At 49.4% G+C, this 21,060-nt stretch carries 15 protein-coding genes; 5 read left to right on the top strand and 10 right to left on the bottom strand.

Annotated features, from left to right (window positions below; genetic code table 11):
- Positions 1-191: 191 nt before the first annotated feature.
- Positions 192-1,259: an LLM class flavin-dependent oxidoreductase gene (locus tag HYD27_RS21430; protein WP_219218526.1), complete on the top strand. Its 1,068-nt coding sequence runs from the start codon at positions 192-194 to the stop codon at positions 1,257-1,259.
- Positions 1,260-1,391: 132 nt separating this feature from the next.
- Here HYD27_RS21430 and HYD27_RS21425 read toward each other — a convergent pair whose 3' ends face one another.
- Positions 1,392-3,776, bottom strand: coding sequence for an ABC transporter ATP-binding protein/permease (locus tag HYD27_RS21425; RefSeq protein ID WP_219218525.1), 2,385 nt, complete (start codon positions 3,774-3,776; stop codon positions 1,392-1,394).
- A gap of 181 nt (positions 3,777-3,957) precedes the next feature.
- Between HYD27_RS21425 and HYD27_RS21420 the strand changes: the two genes are divergently transcribed.
- Positions 3,958-4,632, top strand: coding sequence for a response regulator transcription factor (locus HYD27_RS21420; protein ID WP_219218523.1), 675 nt, complete (start codon positions 3,958-3,960; stop codon positions 4,630-4,632).
- Positions 4,629-5,669 carry a sensor histidine kinase gene (locus HYD27_RS21415; RefSeq protein ID WP_219218521.1) on the top strand — a complete coding sequence of 347 codons (1,041 nt, stop codon included), beginning with the start codon at positions 4,629-4,631 and terminating at the stop codon, positions 5,667-5,669. The genes HYD27_RS21420 and HYD27_RS21415 overlap by 4 nt, the downstream gene beginning before the upstream one ends.
- A 135-nt stretch (positions 5,670-5,804) precedes the next feature.
- Here HYD27_RS21415 and HYD27_RS21410 read toward each other — a convergent pair whose 3' ends face one another.
- From HYD27_RS21410 to HYD27_RS21390, 5 genes are all read right to left on the bottom strand, one after another.
- Positions 5,805-7,886 (bottom strand): AbfB domain-containing protein, encoded by a 2,082-nt coding sequence (locus tag HYD27_RS21410; RefSeq protein ID WP_228745243.1) that lies wholly within the window; start codon positions 7,884-7,886, stop codon positions 5,805-5,807.
- 310 nt (positions 7,887-8,196) lie between these two features.
- Positions 8,197-9,456 (bottom strand): ATP-grasp domain-containing protein, encoded by a 1,260-nt coding sequence (locus tag HYD27_RS21405; protein WP_219218519.1) that lies wholly within the window; start codon positions 9,454-9,456, stop codon positions 8,197-8,199.
- A 22-nt stretch (positions 9,457-9,478) separates the two neighbouring features.
- A complete protein-coding gene (locus HYD27_RS21400; RefSeq protein ID WP_219218518.1) occupies positions 9,479-10,690 on the bottom strand; it encodes an ATP-grasp domain-containing protein in 1,212 nt (403 codons plus the stop codon).
- A complete protein-coding gene (locus HYD27_RS21395; RefSeq protein ID WP_219218517.1) occupies positions 10,683-11,930 on the bottom strand; it encodes an MDR family MFS transporter in 1,248 nt (415 codons plus the stop codon). Before HYD27_RS21395 ends, HYD27_RS21400 begins: the two co-directional genes overlap by 8 nt.
- Before the next feature lie 288 nt (positions 11,931-12,218).
- Positions 12,219-12,410 carry a helix-turn-helix domain-containing protein gene (locus HYD27_RS21390; RefSeq protein ID WP_219218516.1) on the bottom strand — a complete coding sequence of 64 codons (192 nt, stop codon included), beginning with the start codon at positions 12,408-12,410 and terminating at the stop codon, positions 12,219-12,221.
- A gap of 189 nt (positions 12,411-12,599) precedes the next feature.
- On the opposite strand from HYD27_RS21390, the gene HYD27_RS21385 reads away from it, so the two are divergent.
- On the top strand, positions 12,600-13,145 hold the full coding sequence (locus HYD27_RS21385) for a TetR/AcrR family transcriptional regulator (RefSeq protein WP_228745242.1): 546 nt from the start codon (positions 12,600-12,602) through the stop codon (positions 13,143-13,145).
- A 7-nt stretch (positions 13,146-13,152) separates the two neighbouring features.
- Complete coding sequence (gene map / locus HYD27_RS21380; RefSeq protein WP_219218513.1) at positions 13,153-13,899, top strand: type I methionyl aminopeptidase; 747 nt, start codon at positions 13,153-13,155, stop codon at positions 13,897-13,899.
- 754 nt (positions 13,900-14,653) lie between these two features.
- Here the strand turns inward: map and glmS are convergent.
- From glmS to cdaA, 4 genes are all read right to left on the bottom strand, one after another.
- Entirely contained in the window at positions 14,654-16,486 is a 1,833-nt protein-coding gene (gene glmS / locus HYD27_RS21375) for a glutamine--fructose-6-phosphate transaminase (isomerizing) (RefSeq protein ID WP_219218511.1), read from the bottom strand.
- Between the two features lie 672 nt (positions 16,487-17,158).
- Positions 17,159-18,499, bottom strand: a complete 1,341-nt coding sequence (gene glmM / locus HYD27_RS21370; protein ID WP_219218509.1) for a phosphoglucosamine mutase — start codon at positions 18,497-18,499, stop codon at positions 17,159-17,161.
- A 109-nt stretch (positions 18,500-18,608) separates the two neighbouring features.
- Positions 18,609-20,072, bottom strand: coding sequence for a CdaR family protein (locus HYD27_RS21365; protein ID WP_219218507.1), 1,464 nt, complete (start codon positions 20,070-20,072; stop codon positions 18,609-18,611).
- Positions 20,065-20,895, bottom strand: coding sequence for a diadenylate cyclase CdaA (cdaA, locus tag HYD27_RS21360; RefSeq protein WP_219218505.1), 831 nt, complete (start codon positions 20,893-20,895; stop codon positions 20,065-20,067). Before cdaA ends, HYD27_RS21365 begins: the two co-directional genes overlap by 8 nt.
- Positions 20,896-21,060 lie beyond the last annotated feature (165 nt).

The raw sequence follows: 21,060 nt of genomic DNA, 5'->3' as shown, positions 1-21,060 counted from the left end.
TTGTTCTTGTCATCATGATCGTACAGCTCGCTGTTGGCAAAAAGAATTCCTAAACCCTGCACTACTGCATGCGCCTGCCGCCCACGCTTACCCGGGGAGGCGGGCATTTTTCGTTTTCATCACTTACTAAAGTTGAGAAACATTAAAAAATACAGTAATATGAGGATACGAAAAAAGGAGGCGGATGAACAATGTCCGAAATGGCAAACCGCATGGAAATAGGCATCAGCACGTTTTTGGAAACTACGCCGGACCCGGTAACCGGTGAAGTCATCAGCCACGCCGAACGATTGCGTGAAGCGGTGGAAGAGATTGTACTCGCCGATCAGGTCGGCCTGGATGTATATGGAATCGGGGAGCACCACCGTGCCGATTATGCGGGCAGCGCACCGGCTGTAGTACTCGCCGCTGCAGCGGCTATGACCAAGAACATCCGGCTAACGAGTGCCGTTACTGTATTGTCCTCGGATGATCCGGTGCGCGTCTACCAAGCCTTCTCTACCCTGGATGGCCTCTCTAACGGCCGGGCGGAAATTATGGCAGGCCGGGGCTCCTTCATCGAATCCTTCCCCCTCTTCGGCTACAGCCTGGATGATTACGACGAATTGTTCGAAGAGAAGCTGGAGCTTCTGCTTGCGGTCAGAGCGTCGGAAAAGGTAACCTGGCGCGGCGGCCATCGTCCGGCCATCAATAACCTTCCGGTCTATCCGCGCGCCGTCCAGGACCCGCTTCCGGTGTGGATTGCCAGCGGCGGCAATCCCGAATCCGCAATTCGGGCCGGTACGCTCGGACTCCCTATCGCCTTCGCGATTATCGGCGGCATGCCGGAGCGCTTCGCACCGCTGGTCAAGCTGTATAAGGACGCTGCCTCCAAGGCCGGACACAACCCTGACAAGCTGCAGATCGCTACACATTCGCATGGCTTCGTCGGCGAAACCACCGAACAGGCGGCTGCCCTGTTCTACCCCTCCACGATGGCCCAGATGAACGTCATCGGGCGTGAGCGGGGCTGGGGGCAAGCCTACAACCGCGCAACCTATGACGATGCGCGCAGTCTCCGCGGCGCCCTCTATGTTGGCGATGCCGAATATGTCGCCGAGAAGCTTCTGCTGCTGCGCAGGAATCTTGGCGTTACCCGCTTTTTCCTGCACGTAAATGTCGGCACTATGCCGCACCGCGAGGTCCTGCGCGCCATCGAGCTGCTCGGCACCAAGGTTGCGCCCATTGTGCACAATGAGCTTGCGAAGGGCACGGTGTGAACGAATAACCACGTTGATATGCCCGCTTTTGTAAACCTGCGGAAAAGCCCCGTTGATCACATCAACGGGGCTGGCTTCACAGCTTCAGACTATTGCTGCTCCCCCTTATACGGGAACTGATTTGCCCTCGGTTTACTCGCTGCGGAGTGCTGTAACCGGGTCTTTTTTCGCCGCCATCTTGGCCGGGATGAAGCCGCCGAGCATTGTGAGCACTACGCTGATAATGCCCAGGCTTAATGCATGCAGCGGATTCAGCTGCGCCACATTGGACAAATCGGTCAGATTGTAGAGAATTGCATTGACCGGAATGGTAAGCAGATACGTAATGCCGATACCCAGAATACCTGAGCAGGCCCCGATAATGAAGGTCTCTGCGTTGAATACCCGCGTAATGTCCTTCCTTCTCGCTCCCAAGGCACGCAATACTCCAATCTCCTTCGTCCGTTCCATAACGGAAATATAGGTGATGATTGCGATCATAATCAGGGAGACCACAAGCGAGATCGCGGCAAAAGCAATCAGCACCATCGTAATTCCATCCATAATGCTGCCGGAAATATTGGTTACAATAGCCGCCAAATCCGTATACATTACCTGGTCTGCGGGGTCAAGGCCTTCATTCCACTTATCCAAATAATCAGTAATCGATTCCTTGGCGCTGAAATCAATCGGATACAGCGAGACAGAGCTGGGAATACCCGTTGCCCCCAAGGACGCAAGGGCATTCTCTTTGGTTAAGGAAGCGCCGCCCGCTGCGCTGGAACCCATCATCATCAGCGGGCTTGCGCCTGCTCCGCCTGCACTAGTGCCTGCGCCACTGCCAGCCACATCATCTGATAATACCTGGCCGGTCAACACGTTGAAGTCTGCCTGCTGCTGCGCCAGGACAATCTCTGATTTCTGCGCATCTGCAATAAAATCAGCAGCTAGCTCATCCGAATAGACAATTCCCGGAGAGAGCGTAGACATCGTAGATCCTTCCTGGCTGCGCAGCACTCCTGTGATGGTCAAGGTTACGGCATCACTGCTGTCATACAGCTCCATTAAATTCGAGGCTGTTCCGTTGACAACAAACTGCTCGCCATTTTTACGGTAATAGTCATCGTTCATCACGAGCTTCAGCTCAGTCCCTGCGATATCCGCCAGATCAATACTGCCCACATCATAATTCAGGCCCAAAGCATCCACCGCAGCATTGGTCAGGCGGTTATATTCGTCCACGATAAGCACGATATCCGTCTTTTGCGCAGGAAAGCTGCCCTCAAGCAAATCGTAATATTGCTCCAGGTAGCTTCCGGAGGCGCTGCCCTGCTTGCTGGGATATGGAGTTACACTGAGCTGGCTTTTATCCAGCGTAGTGGCCTTTTCCCCGTCCGAAACCAGCATATTCATATTCACAGCACGCGTATAGGAAATGCCGTCAATGAGTTCAGGATCAATTTTATTTAAATAATCAATATAGTCCTGGGTCAGCACATTGATGTGCATGATGGAATTTTCACTGGGATCATAGGGATACAGCTTCTTCTCTGCCGGATAAGAAGGAAGCTCCGTTGCTTCATCCCCGGGAGGGCCTGCTAATTCCACGTTCATGGCGGTCTGATTGATCGAAATCGGGAAGTTGGAGAGGGCACCGGCTTCATACGAGCTGATCTGCTTGTCGAACCCGTTGGACAAGGACAGAATCAAGGCAATGCCGATAATCCCGATACTTGAGGCAAACGCGGTCAGTCCCGTTCTCCATTTCTTGGTCGCGATATTTTTGCCGGATAATTTCAGGGCCGTGAAAAAGCTCATGCTGGTTTCTTTCAGCTTATAGCTGCTTGAGGTCTTTTGATTCGCCAGCGGGTTGGTGTCCGATATGGCATGTCCATCCGAGAACCGGATCACACGGTCCGCATAGCTCTCGGCCAATTCCGGATTGTGGGTGACCATGATCACCAGCTTGTCTTCCGCAATGGTTTTAATCAGATCCATGATCTGTTCACTGGTTTCCGAATCCAGCGCCCCTGTCGGCTCATCCGCGAGGATGATGTCCGGGTTATTGGCCAAGGCCCGGGCGATCGCTACCCGCTGCATCTGTCCTCCGGAGAGCTGGTTCGGCTTCTTGTGCACATGCTCCTTTAACCCGACCTTCTCCAGGACTTCAAGCGCCTTGCGGTGCTTCTCGGCCGAGGGCACTCCGCTGAGCGTCATCCCCATCTCCACATTATCCGAGATGCTCAGATGCGGAATCAGATTATAGCTTTGAAAGATAAAGCCCACACTATTATTGCGGTAAGCATCCCAATCCCCGTCCTTGAAGTGCTCCGTCGATTGGCCGTTGATAATCAGCTCGCCGCTGTCATACTGATCAAGTCCGCCGATGATATTCAGCAGTGTCGTTTTGCCCGAACCGCTCTGGCCCAGGATTGCGACGAATTCACTTTCCCTGAAATTCAGATTAACCTTATCCAGTGCAACCTGTGTGAACTCCCCGGTCTTGTAGCTCTTGGTGATGTTTTTTAATTGCAGCATCTTGTACAGCTCCCTTTCCATCCTGTAATCATGTATCTCTGTTCTCTCCTTGCTGTCCCCAGTATATCCGCCCAATATAAACTAAACCTAAACTGCCAGTTGAGATTGACTTGATCTTGATGAGGTATACTTAAACAAGCTATACGTTGAATGACAATGAACCGTTCCAGGAGGAAACCTTATGTTTACTATTCTTGTGGTTGAGGACGACGCTAAGCTGCGGCAGCTCTTCTGCACAGTCCTCACCAGAAATGGATACCGCGCAATGCCTGCAGTGAACGGCGAGGATGCTCTTGCTGTACTTGATAAGGAATATATCGATCTGATCATCTGCGATATTATGATGCCGCACATGGATGGCTACGAGCTGACCAGAACACTCAGGGACAATAACAATAACCTCCCTGTCCTCATGGTGACTGCACGGGAGAACTTCGCCGACAAACAACAGGGGTTCCTGGTCGGAATCGACGATTATATGGTCAAGCCGGTGAATGTGAATGAGATGATTTTGCGTGTGGGGGCGCTGCTCCGCCGGGCCAGAATTATCAGCGAACGGCGGATCGAATGCGGGGAAACATTGCTGGAATATGATTCGTTAACCGTAATTCAGGGGCAGGAGAGCATCCTTCTTCCGCAGAAGGAATTTTATCTGCTCTATAAATTGATTTCTTATCCGAACAAAATCTTTACCAAGCAGCAGCTGATGGATGAAATTTGGGGAATGGATACGGAATCGGATGAGCATACGGTGGTAGTCCATATTAACCGCTTGCGCGAGCGTTTCAAGGAAAGCAGTGACTTTGAAATTGTCACGGTAAGAGGGCTGGGCTATAAGGCGGTGAAGCTGGGATGAGGCGCAAAAAGGATGGGCTGTGGTGGTATTTTGTATCGTTAGTGTTTGTGATTATTCTGTCCTTTCTCTTGCTCATGTCTGTCTTGGCCTATCTATATTTCCGCTCGGAGAATAATGCTATGAAGCATGGAAGCTTCTTCCCGCTCCTCCTGACTGTTATCATGTTCAGTCTGGTCATGGGAACCACCATCACCGTGATGGTGGGGCGGAGAATATTGGCTCCCATTGCGGATTTCAGCAAGGCGGCCAAGGAAATCGCCAAGGGCAACTTCGACATTTATCTGAATGAATCGCACCGGGTCAGCGAGATCAGCGATGTTGCCCATCACTTCAACATTATGGTTCAGGAGCTGCGCAGCATTGAGACCCTCCGCAATGATTTTGTGGTCAATGTATCCCATGAATTCAAAACGCCCATTGCAGCCATTGAAGGATACGCCTCCCTCCTGCAGGAAGACGACCTCAGCAAAGGAGAGCACAACGAATACACCGGAATGATTATAGACAGCGCCCGGCAGCTGTCCACCCTCTCCGGCAATATTCTCAAAATATCCAAGCTTGAAAATCAGGAAATGCTCACAGGTCAAACCGAGTACCGGCTGGATGAGCAAATCCGCCAGGCCATTTTATTGCTGGAAACGTTATGGACTCCGAAGCAGCTGCTCCTTAACATTGATCTGGAGGAGCTGCACTATTATGGCAATGAAGAGCTGATCATGCAGGTGTGGCTGAATTTGCTTGGCAATGCCGTCAAATTCACGCCGGAAGGCGGAGAAATTTCGGTCTCTCTCCGGCCCGGAGATAAGTGGATCTCGGCAGTCATATCCGATACGGGAACGGGAATGGCCCCAAGCGTCCGCAAGCATATTTTCGAGAAATTCTATCAGGGCGATCCTGCCCGCTCTGCCGAAGGCAACGGCCTCGGTCTGCCTCTGGTCAGCCGCATCATCAGCCTCAGCGGAGGAACGATTGAGGTCAGCAGCGAGCCGGGGCAGGGCTCCACTTTTACGGTCAGACTGCCTGTGGCCGGTGCGTAAAGAAGCTGCCCGCATAATCAATGGGCAGCTCGGATAATACAAAGAAGCTGCACCTATCCGGTATACAGCTTCTTCTCGTTTGCTGTGCTTTTTGACTTTTTCGCTCAGAGTATCCTTATGAAGCCATGCCCGGCTTCAAGGGGCAATCTCTGTAAACGTGGCGTCAGCGTTAAACGACGAGCCGGACACAGCTTGGGCATACAGCAGATAATTGGAATGGCGGAGATACCTGGTTGCATCGGCCCACATCTGGTAAGACGACAGCTGGGGATCAGCCAAGCCGGCCACGCGGCGGAAGGTTGCATCATTCTTGAAGGCAGTCGTGCCGTCATTCTGATCCAGCCATACCTCTCCATTGGAACGGACACGCAGGAACCGCCCCGGAAGGTTGACGGACTCAAACGATACTCCGTTGGAATCCGTCAATCCGGCAACCATCTTGAACTGTGCGTCTTGAGCCGGTGCCACATTATCATTGATCTGTGCACGGTAGCTGCTGTGCCGAATATAACGGTCGGGATAGTTGTAGGATTGCAGGCGGACATTCACGGACAACGGTTCAAGTCTCCATTGCTGGTTGCTGGCAAGCAGGTATCGCCATTGCTGAATCAGGGCGCCTTCGGCGGTGGATAAATCCACCACGTCAGCAGGCTTGTTGGAATGCACCGGAGTGATCCGGTAATAACCCTCGCCGACAGGAATAAAAGCGAATTTCTGGTTGTTGCCGCCCGTGCTGCTCCACAATTGAAATTTAGCCCCATGATTCAGGGAACCGCTGGCTACATCCAATGGGAGTCCGCTCTGCACATTCTTGATGCTGTATTGACCACCGCCAAGGTGGGTCACCGTCCACTGCTGGTTGGCTCCTCCTGCATATGTCGATTTTCTTACTTGTGCGCCGCTTGCTGCACTGGATGCTTCCATGGCCTTGCCGTCAAGACGCACAATGAAACGGTATATGCCATCAGGGATATTGCCATCCGGAAGAACGGCCGTTCCGCCGCTGCCGGCTGGCCGGGTATAGAGCAGTGTCCCGAAGCCCAGTTGGTCGAATGTTGAAGGATATTGGGTATTGGGGCCGCCTTCCGGTCTCACCAGGCTGGCACGAGCGGCAATATTGGGCACAGACAGACCCTTCCGGTTTGCATAGTGATTATAGATCATTTCCCAGATTGGGCGATATTCATTACGGCTGGCGTCGGAAATTACGGTTTGTGTCTGGACAGCGCCGTTGGTGCCGGTGCCCCATTCGTAGGCTGCAAACGGCACGCTATCATCCCCATTATTATATTTGGCAACGTACTCAGCAGCTTGCAGGAAGCGGTTGTTCGCCCATCCATACAAGTCATCGCCTTGATTCCAGGCCATTTCGTTAATCGTAGCCATGAGTCCAATCCCCAGTTGGGTGTGTGCCTGGTCGCGTCCGGACTCCTGCCATTGTGCAAGCCCGCCAGCGTGCAGGAATGGAATTGCATTATAGATGGAGCCGTTTCCGGCACCGTTTTTGTAATATTCAATGCCAATATTGTAAATGTCCCGGCGGTCGCAGAAAATACCAATAGCCACAACTGCAGCCATATTGCCCAGATCCCAGTTCGCCCAGTAATTCTGGATATAGGCGTCGTTGTGGTCTCCCCCGTATTCATTGCCGATCAGGAAACGCTCGTTAAGCGGCTTATAAAATACATTCAGCAGCATATTTTGCATCTGGGCCACATTGAAACCGGAATAGCCCCGCATAATCTCGGCTGCGTTTGCGATTTCATATCCGTACAGTCCGGCAGCCAAATAACGGTCAGCATTGCCGGTGACTGTAGTTAGCGTGGAAGACCACGCATTCAAAATATCGCGGGCTGTGTCGCCGTTAGCCGTATTGCCGCTGATTTTCCAGCGCAGGGCATTCTGGTAAGCCCGCGCAATATCGTTATAGAGCAAGGACACGTTATCGCCTGTGCCGCCGCGGGTAATCGTAGCAGTGGCACGCGGAGTCCAGCCGGACTGTGACAGCGGACTGTTGACTAATTGATTCCATCCGTCCAGATAGGGCTGCGTACCCGCATTGACCATTTGCTTCATGCGGTCAAAATCCGCCTGGGTGTGAAGCAAGCCGGGATGCGTAAACGCCGTTGCCGCCGCCGCTGTCCTCTCTTCCACAAACAAACCGCCCATACTCACCAAAAAACTCAAAATCAGGGTAACCACTACAGATTTCTTCATCTTCATATCATCCCCTTTATTTAGGATAAAGTAGATCGGCTGCATCCAGCCGGATGCATCACCTCCCGGTATTAAACATGCTGTTTGCCGGAGGAACTCATGATGCAAAGCAAGAGTTGAGCTATATAAATGAAACCGCTTTCTATTAATAGAATAGAGGATAGCTTGACAGGAATAAATTGCAAATAATTTAAAAATCGTATATTTTCATTGGATTTGGATTAACCCGACAGCATTTTCTGACTCTCTCTAAAAAAAGAACCGTCCTTATATTTAAGGACGGCCCATGCTGCTCCATTTTACAATCCGTTTATATTTGCCCTTCTGTAAGTCTAAAATGAATATTTTGCGCCATCTCATACACATTTTTCAAGGCCAATTCAACCGTCTCGCCTTTAGCAATAACATGGGCGTGCGCTAAGGTTCGCTTTTCTGAAATAATTCGATCGCCTTTTCTTCTATAGATATGCAGCTCTATGAGATTGGGGTTTTGATGAATACGTTCAATCCCCGCAACGTCAACCTCATCCACAACTCCATCTGCATCAATGAAATGCTGATAAAAAGCAATGGGCTTGGGTTGATTTTTTTTGATTTTAGGATTTATCCCCAGGGCGACATCCATAATTTTGTGTATCATATTAATCCTTGTAGAGTTTAAGACGGATAAAAAGATAGGTCCGCCTCCTATTCTGGCGCCTGTTTCGATGATGTACAGTTCATTATCATCGGTAATTCTGTATTCCGTGTGCGTTGCACCACAGTGAATTCCAAGCGCTTTATTGGCTGTTCGAGTCGCTTGAATGACTTTTTCTTCAATGCTTCGAGGGAAGGAGGTCGGTGTTGAAAACATCACCTCCGGAAAAAAATTGGACTCTTCCGGCATTTGCTTATCGTGTATTGCCAATACCTCAGTCACATCCTCATAAGTTAACGACTCGACACTAATTTCTATCCCTTTTATGTATTCCTCGATAAGCATCTTTCCACCACAAGCCGACCACGCTCTAGGATACACCGCATCCTCCTTAAAGGTCTCCCATACTGAAAGCTTCATTCTTTCAAAATGCGCTCTCAATTCCTTTTCATTATTTATTTTAAGAACAGCCAGGCTGCCGCCCCCTATTATTGGCTTAACCACAACAGGATACCCGGCTTGCTCAGTAAATGCTCTTGCTTCATCAACGCTGTCTACAAGAGCATATTGGGGACACTTTATACCAAACGCTTCATACTGCTGACGCATTTCGTATTTATTTCTCGACTTATAAGCAGCTTCTTGAGAAATAAAAGGCAGACCTAGCGCTTCAGCAACTGCCGCCGCGGTAGGCACTGCATGTTCTACAAATGTGACAACCCCATCTATGGCAACCTTTTGCGATAAAGCCCTAGCGTTTTGCACCGCCTCTTCTATGTTTCTAACGTTGGCACATACGACGTGGTCCACATATTCAAGCTCCCACGTTGGATTTTCCATCATCAAATATAATGCTGCACCATAGACCTTTGCCTGCTGAAAATGCATTTTCCGGCTCGGGTTAGGCAGATGAATAATCAAAATATTTTTCATAATACCTCTCCTCCCTTACCCTTTAAACCGTTTCAATCCTTAAAACGTTAAACACATCATTAAAAATCGCTTCAAGAGCCTCCCTGGATGGGGCTTTGGCAACCACACACCCTAATCGATCCCGATTCCAACATAATTCATTTACAACATTGCCTACTTGGCAATATAAATCGATAGAATGTACTCCTGCCATCCGTTTAATCGCTTCAACACCTTCTATCTCAACAATCCGGCCTGGCTTTGCAGAAATAAATCTCGACCCGGAACTCTCTCTCTCTCCCACAGGTACAACTTCAACTGCATCTCCCATAAGCTCTGAAAAGATAGGCGTAATGAGATCATACTTATTCCCTAGTTCTGTAATTGTGCTGATTTGATCTCCGCCGTAACGTGTATGTATTTCACCGCAATAAAAACCTTTTGGTGTTACAAATCCTTCTATAAACATAGGACCAAAAAAAACATTTGCAGCTTTCACAATGTTTTCAGCAATATTTTGGAAATCCCCAGCATCTAACACTTCCGATTCATAGCCTGTGGTATGTCCCCTCTCAACGAACGTCCCTGGGAATAATAACTTTTCAGTCACACCCAAAACGTGAACTTTACCATTACACACCATGACCTCTAACGAGATCTCTTGCCCTTCAATAAACTCTTCTGCTAAGACAACTGCGTCATTGCCCGCTGTTTTACAACGCTCAAAAAAAAGAAGAAGCTCTTCTTCTTTGGTGATTTTAAATACACCTAAGCTGCCTTGCATTTTTAAAGGCTTAATGATGATAGGTGCAGCTATACTTTCAAAAAAGTTCTTTGCTTCTTCCAAAGTGCTGCACAATTGATACTTCGCAGATAAAACACCCTGCTTTTCCAAATTAATCTTTGTTTTAAATTTATCGTTGCAGGCTTCTACAACGTCAAACGGCAAGCCATACAAGCCTAACTTTTCAATCACTTTAGCCGTCGGTTCAGAAGAGAATTCTCTAAACGTATGCATCCCATCAATTTTTTTCTCATGATCAAGCTGTTCTGCCACAGAATACAGAGCATTAACATCATTAATATTAACTTCAATAACTTGATCTGCCGCCTCCACCAGAGTCCTATTCTTCTGCATTTCTGCAGGTGTCTCACCAACTATAACCTCATAATTCAATTGCTTTGCTCTCAAAATAGCTCTTCTTGTTAAATCCGGTGCAATTCCCACCAGAAACAATCGTTTTTTACTATACATTTTCCCTCAGAGCCTCCATCATCTTCATATCGTTTTCTCTTAAATACAAATTCCTTGATATTAACAGGGCAATAACTCCAAATAATGTAATGGCTGCGAGAATCGAAAATAGCATAGTTGATTTTCCAAATCCTAAAACACTGATGACCAAGCCTCCGATCATCGGCCCCAGTGCATTCCCTAATCTCATAAAACTGATCGCACCAAAATAGGTGCCTTTTAGCGACTCTACAGCGAGCTCATCGATCAGGATATCTATCATTGACCCCAGCAAAAGCTCACCTACAGTAAATACCACCATGGTCGCTAACAAATAAACAAAATGCTGGGATAGTGAAAACATCACTAAGCTTAAACTGATCAGTACATTACCTAATGCAATCGATATGAAGGGTGTAAAGCGCTTCATGAGGTTAACGACAGGATATTGTATTAAAATCACCACAAATCCATTTACAGAGAGCAGAATTGAAAATGTCTCTACACCCTTCCTAAAAATGGTGGGCTCACTGAAGTATTGAGGGAGTGTAGAGGTCAAATGCGAGTAACCTGTAAATGTAAAAATAGTCCCCACTAAAGTCCACATGAACACCTTATCTGTAAAGATAACCTTGAGGGCAGGTACTAGCTTGACTTCACTCTTTTGAATGGCCTGCTCTGCTGCATCTGCTGTACCATTTTCCTTCAATGTAAACAAAATAGAAAAGCCGTATAGCAGATACATAGTGCCTAATAGCACAAATGGCAGGATACTCGAATTTTTGCCAAGAGCAATACCGAGTATTGGACCTATAATGGCGCCCACGTTCAATGCCGTCAATCGGAAGTTAAAAACCATTAGCTTATTTCCTTCACTGGCATGGTCAGATAAAACCTTCCGTGTCGCCGGCTCAAATATGGAATAACAAATACCATTTAAAACATTTATCACAAAAAATTGCAATGCGCTGCTTGCCACCGTAAACGAAAAAAAGACTAGCCCCCACACCACTGCTGTAGTAAATAATATCTTCCTGGCACCATATTGATCGGTTAATACGCCGCCCCAAAAGCTTGTGATGACTCCCACCAAAGCACTCGACGCTAAAATCATTCCTGCTACGCTTGCAGGAATTCCCTTAATTGACGTGAGATAGATTGCAAGAAATGGCATGCACATAAAATATGCAATGCGGCTAAATAGAGTTCCTATCAAGATATTCCAGGTTATTGGTCGTATCGTCAGAAATTTATTAAGCATTTTACGCCCACTTTCACTTTGCTCCGAACTTACCGGATAGACTTATAGCAGACAATCGTTCTATATACGAACTTCGTAAATAACTCCATATGTAGAGTATTCGCAAAATTATTGAGCTATTCTGCCCTTTAATTTAATGTCCTTGACAGTTTAGTACTTTATTTTCTTAGCCTAAACATTATTTTCTTCTGGCAGCTAGATGTCAAGAACCTTTGGGTGCCCCGATATATTATTTATTAGAGCTCAATGATCAGCCTTCCAATAATCCCAGATTAAAATCCATCACTTTTATTTATCCCCGTCGAATAACCAGTTTAAATCAGCATTAAATTCTTTTCTTAATTCAATTAGAATCTCAGCCGAGGGTTTAGTCTTACCCTGCTCAATTCCACCAACCCGGCCTTGTGAGATCTCCGTTTTTACAGCAAAAGTTACCTTATTGCCAGCAGAAATTAAAGTGTTAGACTGTCGCTGTTTCATTGAACTAACGTTTCCCGTTTGGTTAATGCCAGCGCCCAGTCTACAACTTTTTCATCGAACACCAACAGATCTTTTGCATTTCTCCGCCCCATGCGTTACTATCTTTATATCGACAAATTTGCAGGTCTACATAAGGAGGTTCTCACGCCCATGTGCCCCCGTACCAAAGAACAAAATGAGCTCATACGTATGCAGCGCAGAGAACAGATCCTGGATGTCGCCGCGCGCTCCTACTTTCGCACGGGCGGCAGCTTTGATATTCGCGACGTCGCCCGCGAGGCAGGGCTTGGTTACGGCACAGTATACCATTATTACCCCAACCGGCATTTATTAATAGACGATGTGTTAGGAAGCGGCTTCGAGCGATGCGAGCAAGTTATCGCAAAATGGGCGAACATCAGCGGCAGCCCCCCGGATGACCGGCAGTTGTTGACATATTGTAAAGCGCTGCTCCGGCTGTGGCAGTCGGACGCCCGCGCATATCTCGTCTACAAAATGGCGGCGGAACATTATGCAGGCTTGCCTGAGAGGGATCGACACCACGCCAAAAGAAAATTTATGGAACGGCTGTACGTTCCACTCCAATCGATCGCCCAGTGCGAAGACGACAGCGTCGACCATATGCTTGCCGTGCTGGTCGGTTGCTGCGGGCTGCACTACTATGCCGGAAATTCCGACCTGGACGTCGGCCGGATCGCCCGACTCGCTATGCAAGCTATTACGAAGGAGTCCTGATACAAGTATGATCATCTTAAAAAGCAAGCATGAAATCGAATCCATCCGCAAGGCATGCCAAGTGGTGGCTGAATGCCACCGTACAATTGCCCCGCTCATCAAACCGGGCATCACAACGAACGAGATTGAGCGCATATTCGAAGACATTATTTTGAAGCACGGCGCCAAGCCATACGAGAAGGGCTACAAGGGCTATCCATATGCGACCTGTGCCTCCGTCAACGACGTGATCGCGCATGGCTTCCCCAGCAATAAGCCACTTGAGGAAGGCGATATCGTGACGATTGACACGGTCGCGGAGCTCGACGGCTGGCTCGGCGATTCGGCTTGGAGCTATGCAGTCGGGAAGATCTCGCCGACGGCCGAGAAGTTGATGCGCGTCACGAAGGAATGTCTTGGCCTGGGCATCGGGCAGGCGCAGCCCGGCAATCGACTCGGCGACGTGACGAGCACGATTCAGCGGCATGCGGAATCACATGGTTTCGGCGTCGTGCGGGACCTTCTCGCCCATGGCATCGGCCGCGACCTGCACGAGGAACCGACTTATATGCATGTCGGCAAGCCCGGAAAAGGCCTCCGTATCAAGGAAGGTATGGTGTTCACGATTGAGCCCATGATCACCGAAGGCACCTACCTCATGACAATCGATCCGGACGGCTGGACCGCACGGACGATGGACAACAAGCTTGCCGCCCAATACGAGCATACGATCGCCATCACGGCTGAAGGTCCACAAATTTTGACCGCGCAATAGAATAAATAGAGGTCGATCAACGAAATGGTCGGCTTCTTTTTTTCGTATTCGGCACAGCATCTTTCTTTATTCATTACAGGTGATCGTGTAAACGATATTTCGTTCCCATCTTCAAATCGAAGCATGTTCGGGGACAGCATGTACATAGATCGTGATGAGGCTGCTCGCTTGGACGAAATCATATTCAGCGCGGACAATTCATCTCCGGCGAACCGCGCAACAAATCCGGAAATGCCGATTGATTCAGACAATAACCAGGTCAGATGACGCAATATTGTTCTCCTTCAGGGTACCATGGGTATCGAGTATCGTTAATCGGGCAATTTTTTGTTCTTTTTTTCGACTGCAGTCCCATTCCGTTAGCCTGCCCGTTAGCTTAATGAAGCATCGTCAGTCTAATATTTTATTTTTCAGTCCATATAAGATGAACTTGGAACAATAACAAAAAGGGCAGCCCACCTTAGTGGGAAAAAGGAACACTAATCCAATGCATTCGAATCCTGGACCAGCCTTAGTGGGAAAAAGTACAACTAGCTCGTCTGAAATCAGCCGTATGGGGGGAGTGGGCCTCCATTAAGTGTACAAAATCCCACTAAAACCCGTTAAAGCCAGGGTTCCAGCCCAATAGTGTTACTTTTTCCATCAAGAAAAAAGATAGAGCCGCCCTGGAATTTCAGGACGGCTCTAGATCTTAAGCTTTCTCAGAACAACACACTAATGTAATTTATCAAGCTTGCCCTTAACCAGAAATCACCTACTCCACCGTAACACTCTTCGCCAAATTCCGTGGTTTATCCACATCGTGGCCCAGGGCCAGCGAAGCGTAGTAAGCCAGCAGCTGCAGCGTAACTACGGACAATGCAGCGGTCAGCAGCGGCAGGGTCTTCGGAATAACGAAGGCTTGATCGACGGATCTCAGCAGGTCGGTGACATGCTCTTCATGTGTGATGGCCAGGACATCTGCACCGCGGGCTTTCACTTCCTTGATGTTGCTTACCGTCTTCTCCAGCACCGATTCCTGGGTTGCCAGGGCAATAACCGGAACGCCTTCTTCGATCAGCGCCAGGGTACCGTGCTTCAATTCACCTGCAGCATAAGCTTCGGAGTGAATGTAGGAGATTTCTTTCAGCTTCAGCGATCCTTCCTGGGCTACTGCGTAATCTATGCCGCGGCCGATGAAGAACAGGTGCTTATGCACGGCGATTTGCTCGGCGTAGGTTTTGATCGCTTCTTTTTGTGCCAGGATTTGTTCCACCTGCTCAGGCAGGGACTGCATTGCGGCCAGAATTTCAGCAACCTGTGCTTCAGTCTGTGTTCCGCGCACCTCAGCCATATACAGACCAAGCAAGGTAAAGGCAATCAGCTGCGAAGTGTAAGCTTTGGTGGAAGCCACCGCAATTTCCGGTCCAGCCAGGGTTACCAGCACATCATTGGCTTCACGGGCAATGGAGCTGCCCACTACGTTGGTGATGGCCAGCACATGCGCACCGTTTGCCTGGCCTTCACGCAGCGCAGCCAGGGTATCCGCAGTTTCGCCGGATTGGCTGACTACGATAACCAGGGTTTCCGGAGTTACAATCGGCGAACGGTAACGGTATTCCGAAGCGATGTCATTTTCCACAGGAATACGAACCAGGGCTTCAATCAGATTGCGTCCAACGAGACCTGCATTATAAGCAGTCCCACAAGCAACGATCTGGATGTTGCGGATGTTCTTGATCTGTTCTTCCGTCAGGTTCAGCTCCGGCAGAATAACTTTATTTCCTTCAGCATTCATCCGTCCGCGCATGGTATCGCGGTAAGCTTTGGGCTGCTCGTGGATTTCTTTCAGCATGAAATGCTCATAGCCGCCTTTTTCTGCGGTAACCGCATCCCAATCGACAGTAATCATTTCCCGAGAAATAAAGTTGCCTTCAATCGTCATCAATTCGACAGCATCCCGTGTCAGCACAGCCATTTCGCCGTCGTTCAAAATATATACGTTGCGGGTGTATTCCAGCAAAGCCGGAATATCGGACCCGATAAAGTTTTCACCTTCGCCCAGACCAATGATCAGCGGACTGGCTTGACGAACAGCCACCAGTTTGTCGGGCTCATATTCTGTTAGAACTCCCAGTGCAAATGCACCGCGCATGAAAGTAATCGCTTTTTGGACAGCTTTTACGATATCACCGTTGTATTCGCGGGCAATCAGGTGGGAAATAACCTCCGTATCCGTTTCGGAAGTGAAGTGGCATCCTCCGGCAATCAGTTCTTCCTTAAGGTCCAGGTAGTTCTCAACAATCCCGTTGTGAACGACCGAGAACTTACGGCTCTCATCGGTGTGAGGGTGGGAGTTCTCATCGGAAGGCTTGCCGTGCGTGGCCCAGCGTGTATGCCCGATTCCGGCGCTGCCTGTCAGTGGACTAGCTTCCAGCCTCGATTCCAGGTTCGCCATGCGGCCCTGCGCTTTTACAACCTGAAGGCCATCCTTGGTAAATACGGCAATCCCGGCCGAATCATACCCGCGATACTCCAGCTTTTTCAAACCCTCGACCAAGATTCCCTGCGAATTCTGATTCCCGATATATCCTACAATACCACACATTATATTTTCCTCCGTCCAATTTATAGTGTGGGCGGCATAAGGAAAGAAACGTGCCGTGCGGCATGTTTTTTGAGAAAAAGCAAATATTCTGTTGTATTTCAGACTTGGGCAAGCGAGAACGGCTGCGTGACCCTAAAAGGACAGTATTCCCGTCTCCTTGCAGCTATGCTCATGAAATGTACAGTCTTCTCCTCTGCCGTGGCAGAACGCTTTGTTACTTTCCGTTATCGCGCATACCCATGATTTATACAATTCTGCTTGCACCCACAGAAACGTTGTGTGAAAGGTCGCCCTCGCATTTTCCGTTTCCATTTACGGCTCTGGTGCATCACCGGGAGGTCCCCGCCGAACATTTCGAACACCTCCACCTCGTCAGCTTACATCTGCCGTGATCCGTTCAAGCCCTGCCCTTATCGGCAAATACCGGCTTTCCCTTCTCCCCCGCGCAAGATCAAGCTCTGGCGCTTACTGTTGCCAACCTTACTATCCCCGCTTTCCTTCTGGAATGACACTTAATCTATTATATGCACCTTACATCGTTTTGGCAATGCGCGCCACAGGAATACTTTTGACAGCTCATGCAAGAAATTGGACAAAATAAACATTCAGCCGGTGAAGCAAGATCAAGCATCCACTTCACCGGCAGAACCGCTACAGCATTAATATTCCTAATTAAACCAATTCGCGCTGAACGACATCAACAATTTGCCCGACATACAGATCCAGCTCCGCCTTATCCGGTCCTTCCGCCATTACGCGGATCAGCGGTTCGGTTCCGGAAGGACGCACCAGTACACGGCCATTGTCGCCGAGCTTGCCCTCAACGTCATGAATGGCTGCTTCAATCGCCGGATTGTTCGGATAATTGGTTTTATCCTGTACGCGCACATTCACAAGCACCTGGGGGTATTTGGTCATCATTGCCTTCAGCGCACTGAGCTTCTTGCCCGATGCCTTCATCGTGTCCACCAGTTGGATCGCCGTCAGAATACCGTCACCTGTTGTATTATAATCCAGGAAAATCACATGACCGGACTGTTCGCCGCCCAGATTGTAACCGCCACGCCGCATTTCCTCCATCACATAACGGTCACCTACTGCGGTTTTGGCCGTGTTCAACGACAATTGCTCCGTCGCTTTGTAGAAACCGATATTGCTCATTACCGTGGATACAATAGTACCGTCTTTAAGCTTGCCGGCACGGTTCATGGCATCCCCGCAAATACAGAGGATAAAGTCTCCGTCGACTTCGTCGCCGTTCTCATCAATGGCAATCAGCCGGTCGGCATCCCCGTCAAAAGCAAGCCCCAGATCCGCACCCTGTCGCAGCACTTCCTCGCGCAGCGTCTCCGGATGCGTGGAGCCGAAGCCGTCATTTATATTCAGTCCGTCCGGCTCCGAACCGATGGCAATCACTTCTGCGCCAAGCTCCCTGAACAAGCGCGGCGCCAATTCATAAGCCGCTCCATGGGCACAGTCCAGCACAACCTTAAGGCCAGTGAATTTATGGGAAATCGTTGTTTTGAGGTATTCCAAATACAAATATTTCGCATCGTTATCTATGCTTACTGTCCCCAGACCTGCACCTACAGGCCGCGGCAATTCATCTGCCTCTGCATCCATCAGCTCTTCAATGCGCAGCTCGGTTTCATCCGTCAGCTTGAAGCCGTCCCCGCCAAAGAACTTAATCCCGTTATCCTCAACCGGATTATGGGAGGCGGAAATCATCACTCCCGCATCTGCCTTCAGCAATCTTGTAATATAAGCCACAGCAGGCGTGCTCACGACACCAAGCCGGATAACCCGGGCACCAATGGACAACATGCCAGCTACAAGCGCCGATTCCAGCAGCGGACCCGAAATACGCGTGTCCATGCCTATAACCACCTTAGGCTTCTCCACATTGCCTGCCAATACATATCCTCCGCAGCGGCCGATGCTATAGGCCGTCTCTGCTGTTAATTCCCGGTTTGCGACTCCGCGCACCCCATCTGTTCCAAAATACTTACCCATCTGTTTTCTCCTTTGAATACGCTGCTTCAGCTTAATGAATTATTGTATGAATGAATCCCTATTTCGTGTGCTTATAACACTTAATATAGACGTACACCGGCTGGAAAAGTTACGTCCCGCCAGTACTGCCTGCATTGTTGCCGGTCCCGTTAGCACCGGAAGTGCCGCTGTTCTCCGCTGCTCCGTCGGAAGGAGTAGGCGTGGCCGCAGGCACAGAGCTATCTCCGCTCTGCACAGGCTCTGGAGTACTTTCCTCGCCGGAGGCTGGCTCAGTGCTTGGCTCAGGGCTTACCGTGTTTACACTGCCGTTATCCGGGGTCTCAGTGGGTGCAGGGGTTGACGGTGCCTGCAGCTCTACAGTTGCGGTGAGCCGCTGCGTAGCGTTCCCCAGTGTAATGAACCTGGGCAGCGAAACCTGCAGAGCCACCTCATGAATTCCGGCGGTGAGGCCGACCACATCCGCCACCACGCTGATATTATCCTTATTCAGCTGATCCAGCAAGGCTGGAGCTCCTGATACAGCCAGGGTAACAGCCTTGCCGGCCGGATCTGCAATCAGAGCGGTAAGCCCGGTGTTCACACCCTCCAGCTTGATAGGGATATTGTCGATGGTCCTCTCTGCTATTTCCGAGGTAACTACAGACACATTTAAGACTGCAGGCTCAATCCTGGCGGTACCCTCCGGAGCTGTCAGTTCCAGCTTCAGCTCCTGGGTGCCAGCGGAACCCAGTGTGCTTAAATTCAGCGTCGCTTCATAAGACGATAAAGAAGCCAGGGCCTCTTCGGTTCCATATACCGTTACCGTATCCTGTTCCGGTGTCACCCGGGATAGAGCCAACGTCCCCGGCAGCTGGCCGGTAAAGCTGATGTTCAGCGGCAGGCTTTTGAACGGAAGGGTGATTGGCAGCTCCACAGCTACGGAAGAAGGCTCGATGACCGCATCCTTAATCTCGTTGCCGCTGCTGTCAACCGCATACAGCTTCAGTTTCTTTTCACTGATTGTGGCATCCTCGCCTTCCAGCTCGATGGTTCCCTGCACCTTGGCCACCTTGCTGAGTTCACTTGCTGGCAGTGTTACCTGTGCTTCCCCGGCTGGATCTACAACGGGTGTCCCTACCTGGTAGCCCGCCGCTGGCTCTCCCTTGGTAACAATGGATATGGGAAAAGACTTGGTATTCCGCAGCTCCACATGCACATTCAATTCATTCGGCGTAATATCCTCCAATGTTACCCCGCTGGGCAGGGAGTAATTCAGGGGAAGAGTGTTATCTCCCGGCTGTACATTACTCAAGTCCACCCATACTTTATAGGCATCGGAAAACTTGTAGGTAAGATCTGATTTTTTGCCCATAACCTCCAGTCTGACACTTTCGGCATCCCGCGAGGTAATTACATATTTTTCTTCATCGAAGCCCGTTTCCTCTATTTTTACATTTTCAATAATCTTGGATTCCGTGTTGACCGTCGTCTGGTTAGTGGCCGCCGTATCCACGTGGACGATGATCCAGAGGATGATGGCGAAGACAAGGGCGAGAATTTTGTTGAAATTGTTGTTCTTCATCCACCTATCCATTGCTCTTATCCCCCTTCCGTTTCCAGAAAACGGAGCTCTTCTCCTTCAGCGGTGAAGTAGCCCGCAGCTCTTGGTAGAGCTTGGAAATCAGGGATTCTTCCTTAATATCGCGCACGATCTGCCCGTTGATTGCCAGCGAAATCTTGCCGGTCTCTTCCGAGACCACAACTGAGACAGAATCTGCGACTTCACTGATGCCGATTGCCGCGCGGTGACGTGTCCCCAGTTCCTTACTGATGAAGGGATTCTCGGACAGCGGCAAATAACAAGCAGCGGCAGCAATCTGCCCATTCTGCATAATCAGCGCGCCATCGTGCAGCGGCGTATTCGGGATGAAGATATTAATCAGCAGCTCGGAGCTGACCACAGAACGCATGGGAATCCCAGACTCCGTATATTCATTAAGCCCGGTAGCCCTTTCGAAGACAATTAGAGCCCCGATTTTCCGCTGCGCCAAATAATTCACAGCTTTAATCACTTCACCAATCAGCTTGCTGATCTCCTCATCATTCTCGGCAGCCCGTCCAAAAAACTTCCCCCGTCCCAGCTGCTCCAGCCCCCTTCGCAATTCCGGCTGGAAGATAATAAATATCGCAAATATTCCGAATGTAAATATCTGGTTCATAAGCCATTTAAGGGTATACAGATCCAGCAAAGTACTTATTGCCCAGATTACAACCAGCACCAGTATCCCCTTCAGCAATTGGATGGCACGGGTACCCCGCACCATATTGAGCACTTTGTAGATAATATAGCTGACGATCAGAATATCGACTATATCTTTAATGGACTCTTTCCATGTAAGGTCGTTAAAATAACTCATGCCAAAACCCCCGTCATTTCATATTAGCTGGGTTTATGTAAAATGCCTGTAAGTTCTGTATCATATCTAGGTTATAACGTTCCAGCCCAGGTTGCAAGTTTAGGCCGGCGGGATTCGCCTCATCCTATTTACAGGCAACAAAAAAGCGCCATCTTTCCGGAAAAA

This window comes from Paenibacillus sp. S150 (assembly GCF_019352175.1).
GTDB lineage: Bacteria > Bacillota > Bacilli > Paenibacillales > Paenibacillaceae > Paenibacillus_AQ.
This window is presented reverse-complemented; position numbering and strand designations above follow the sequence as displayed.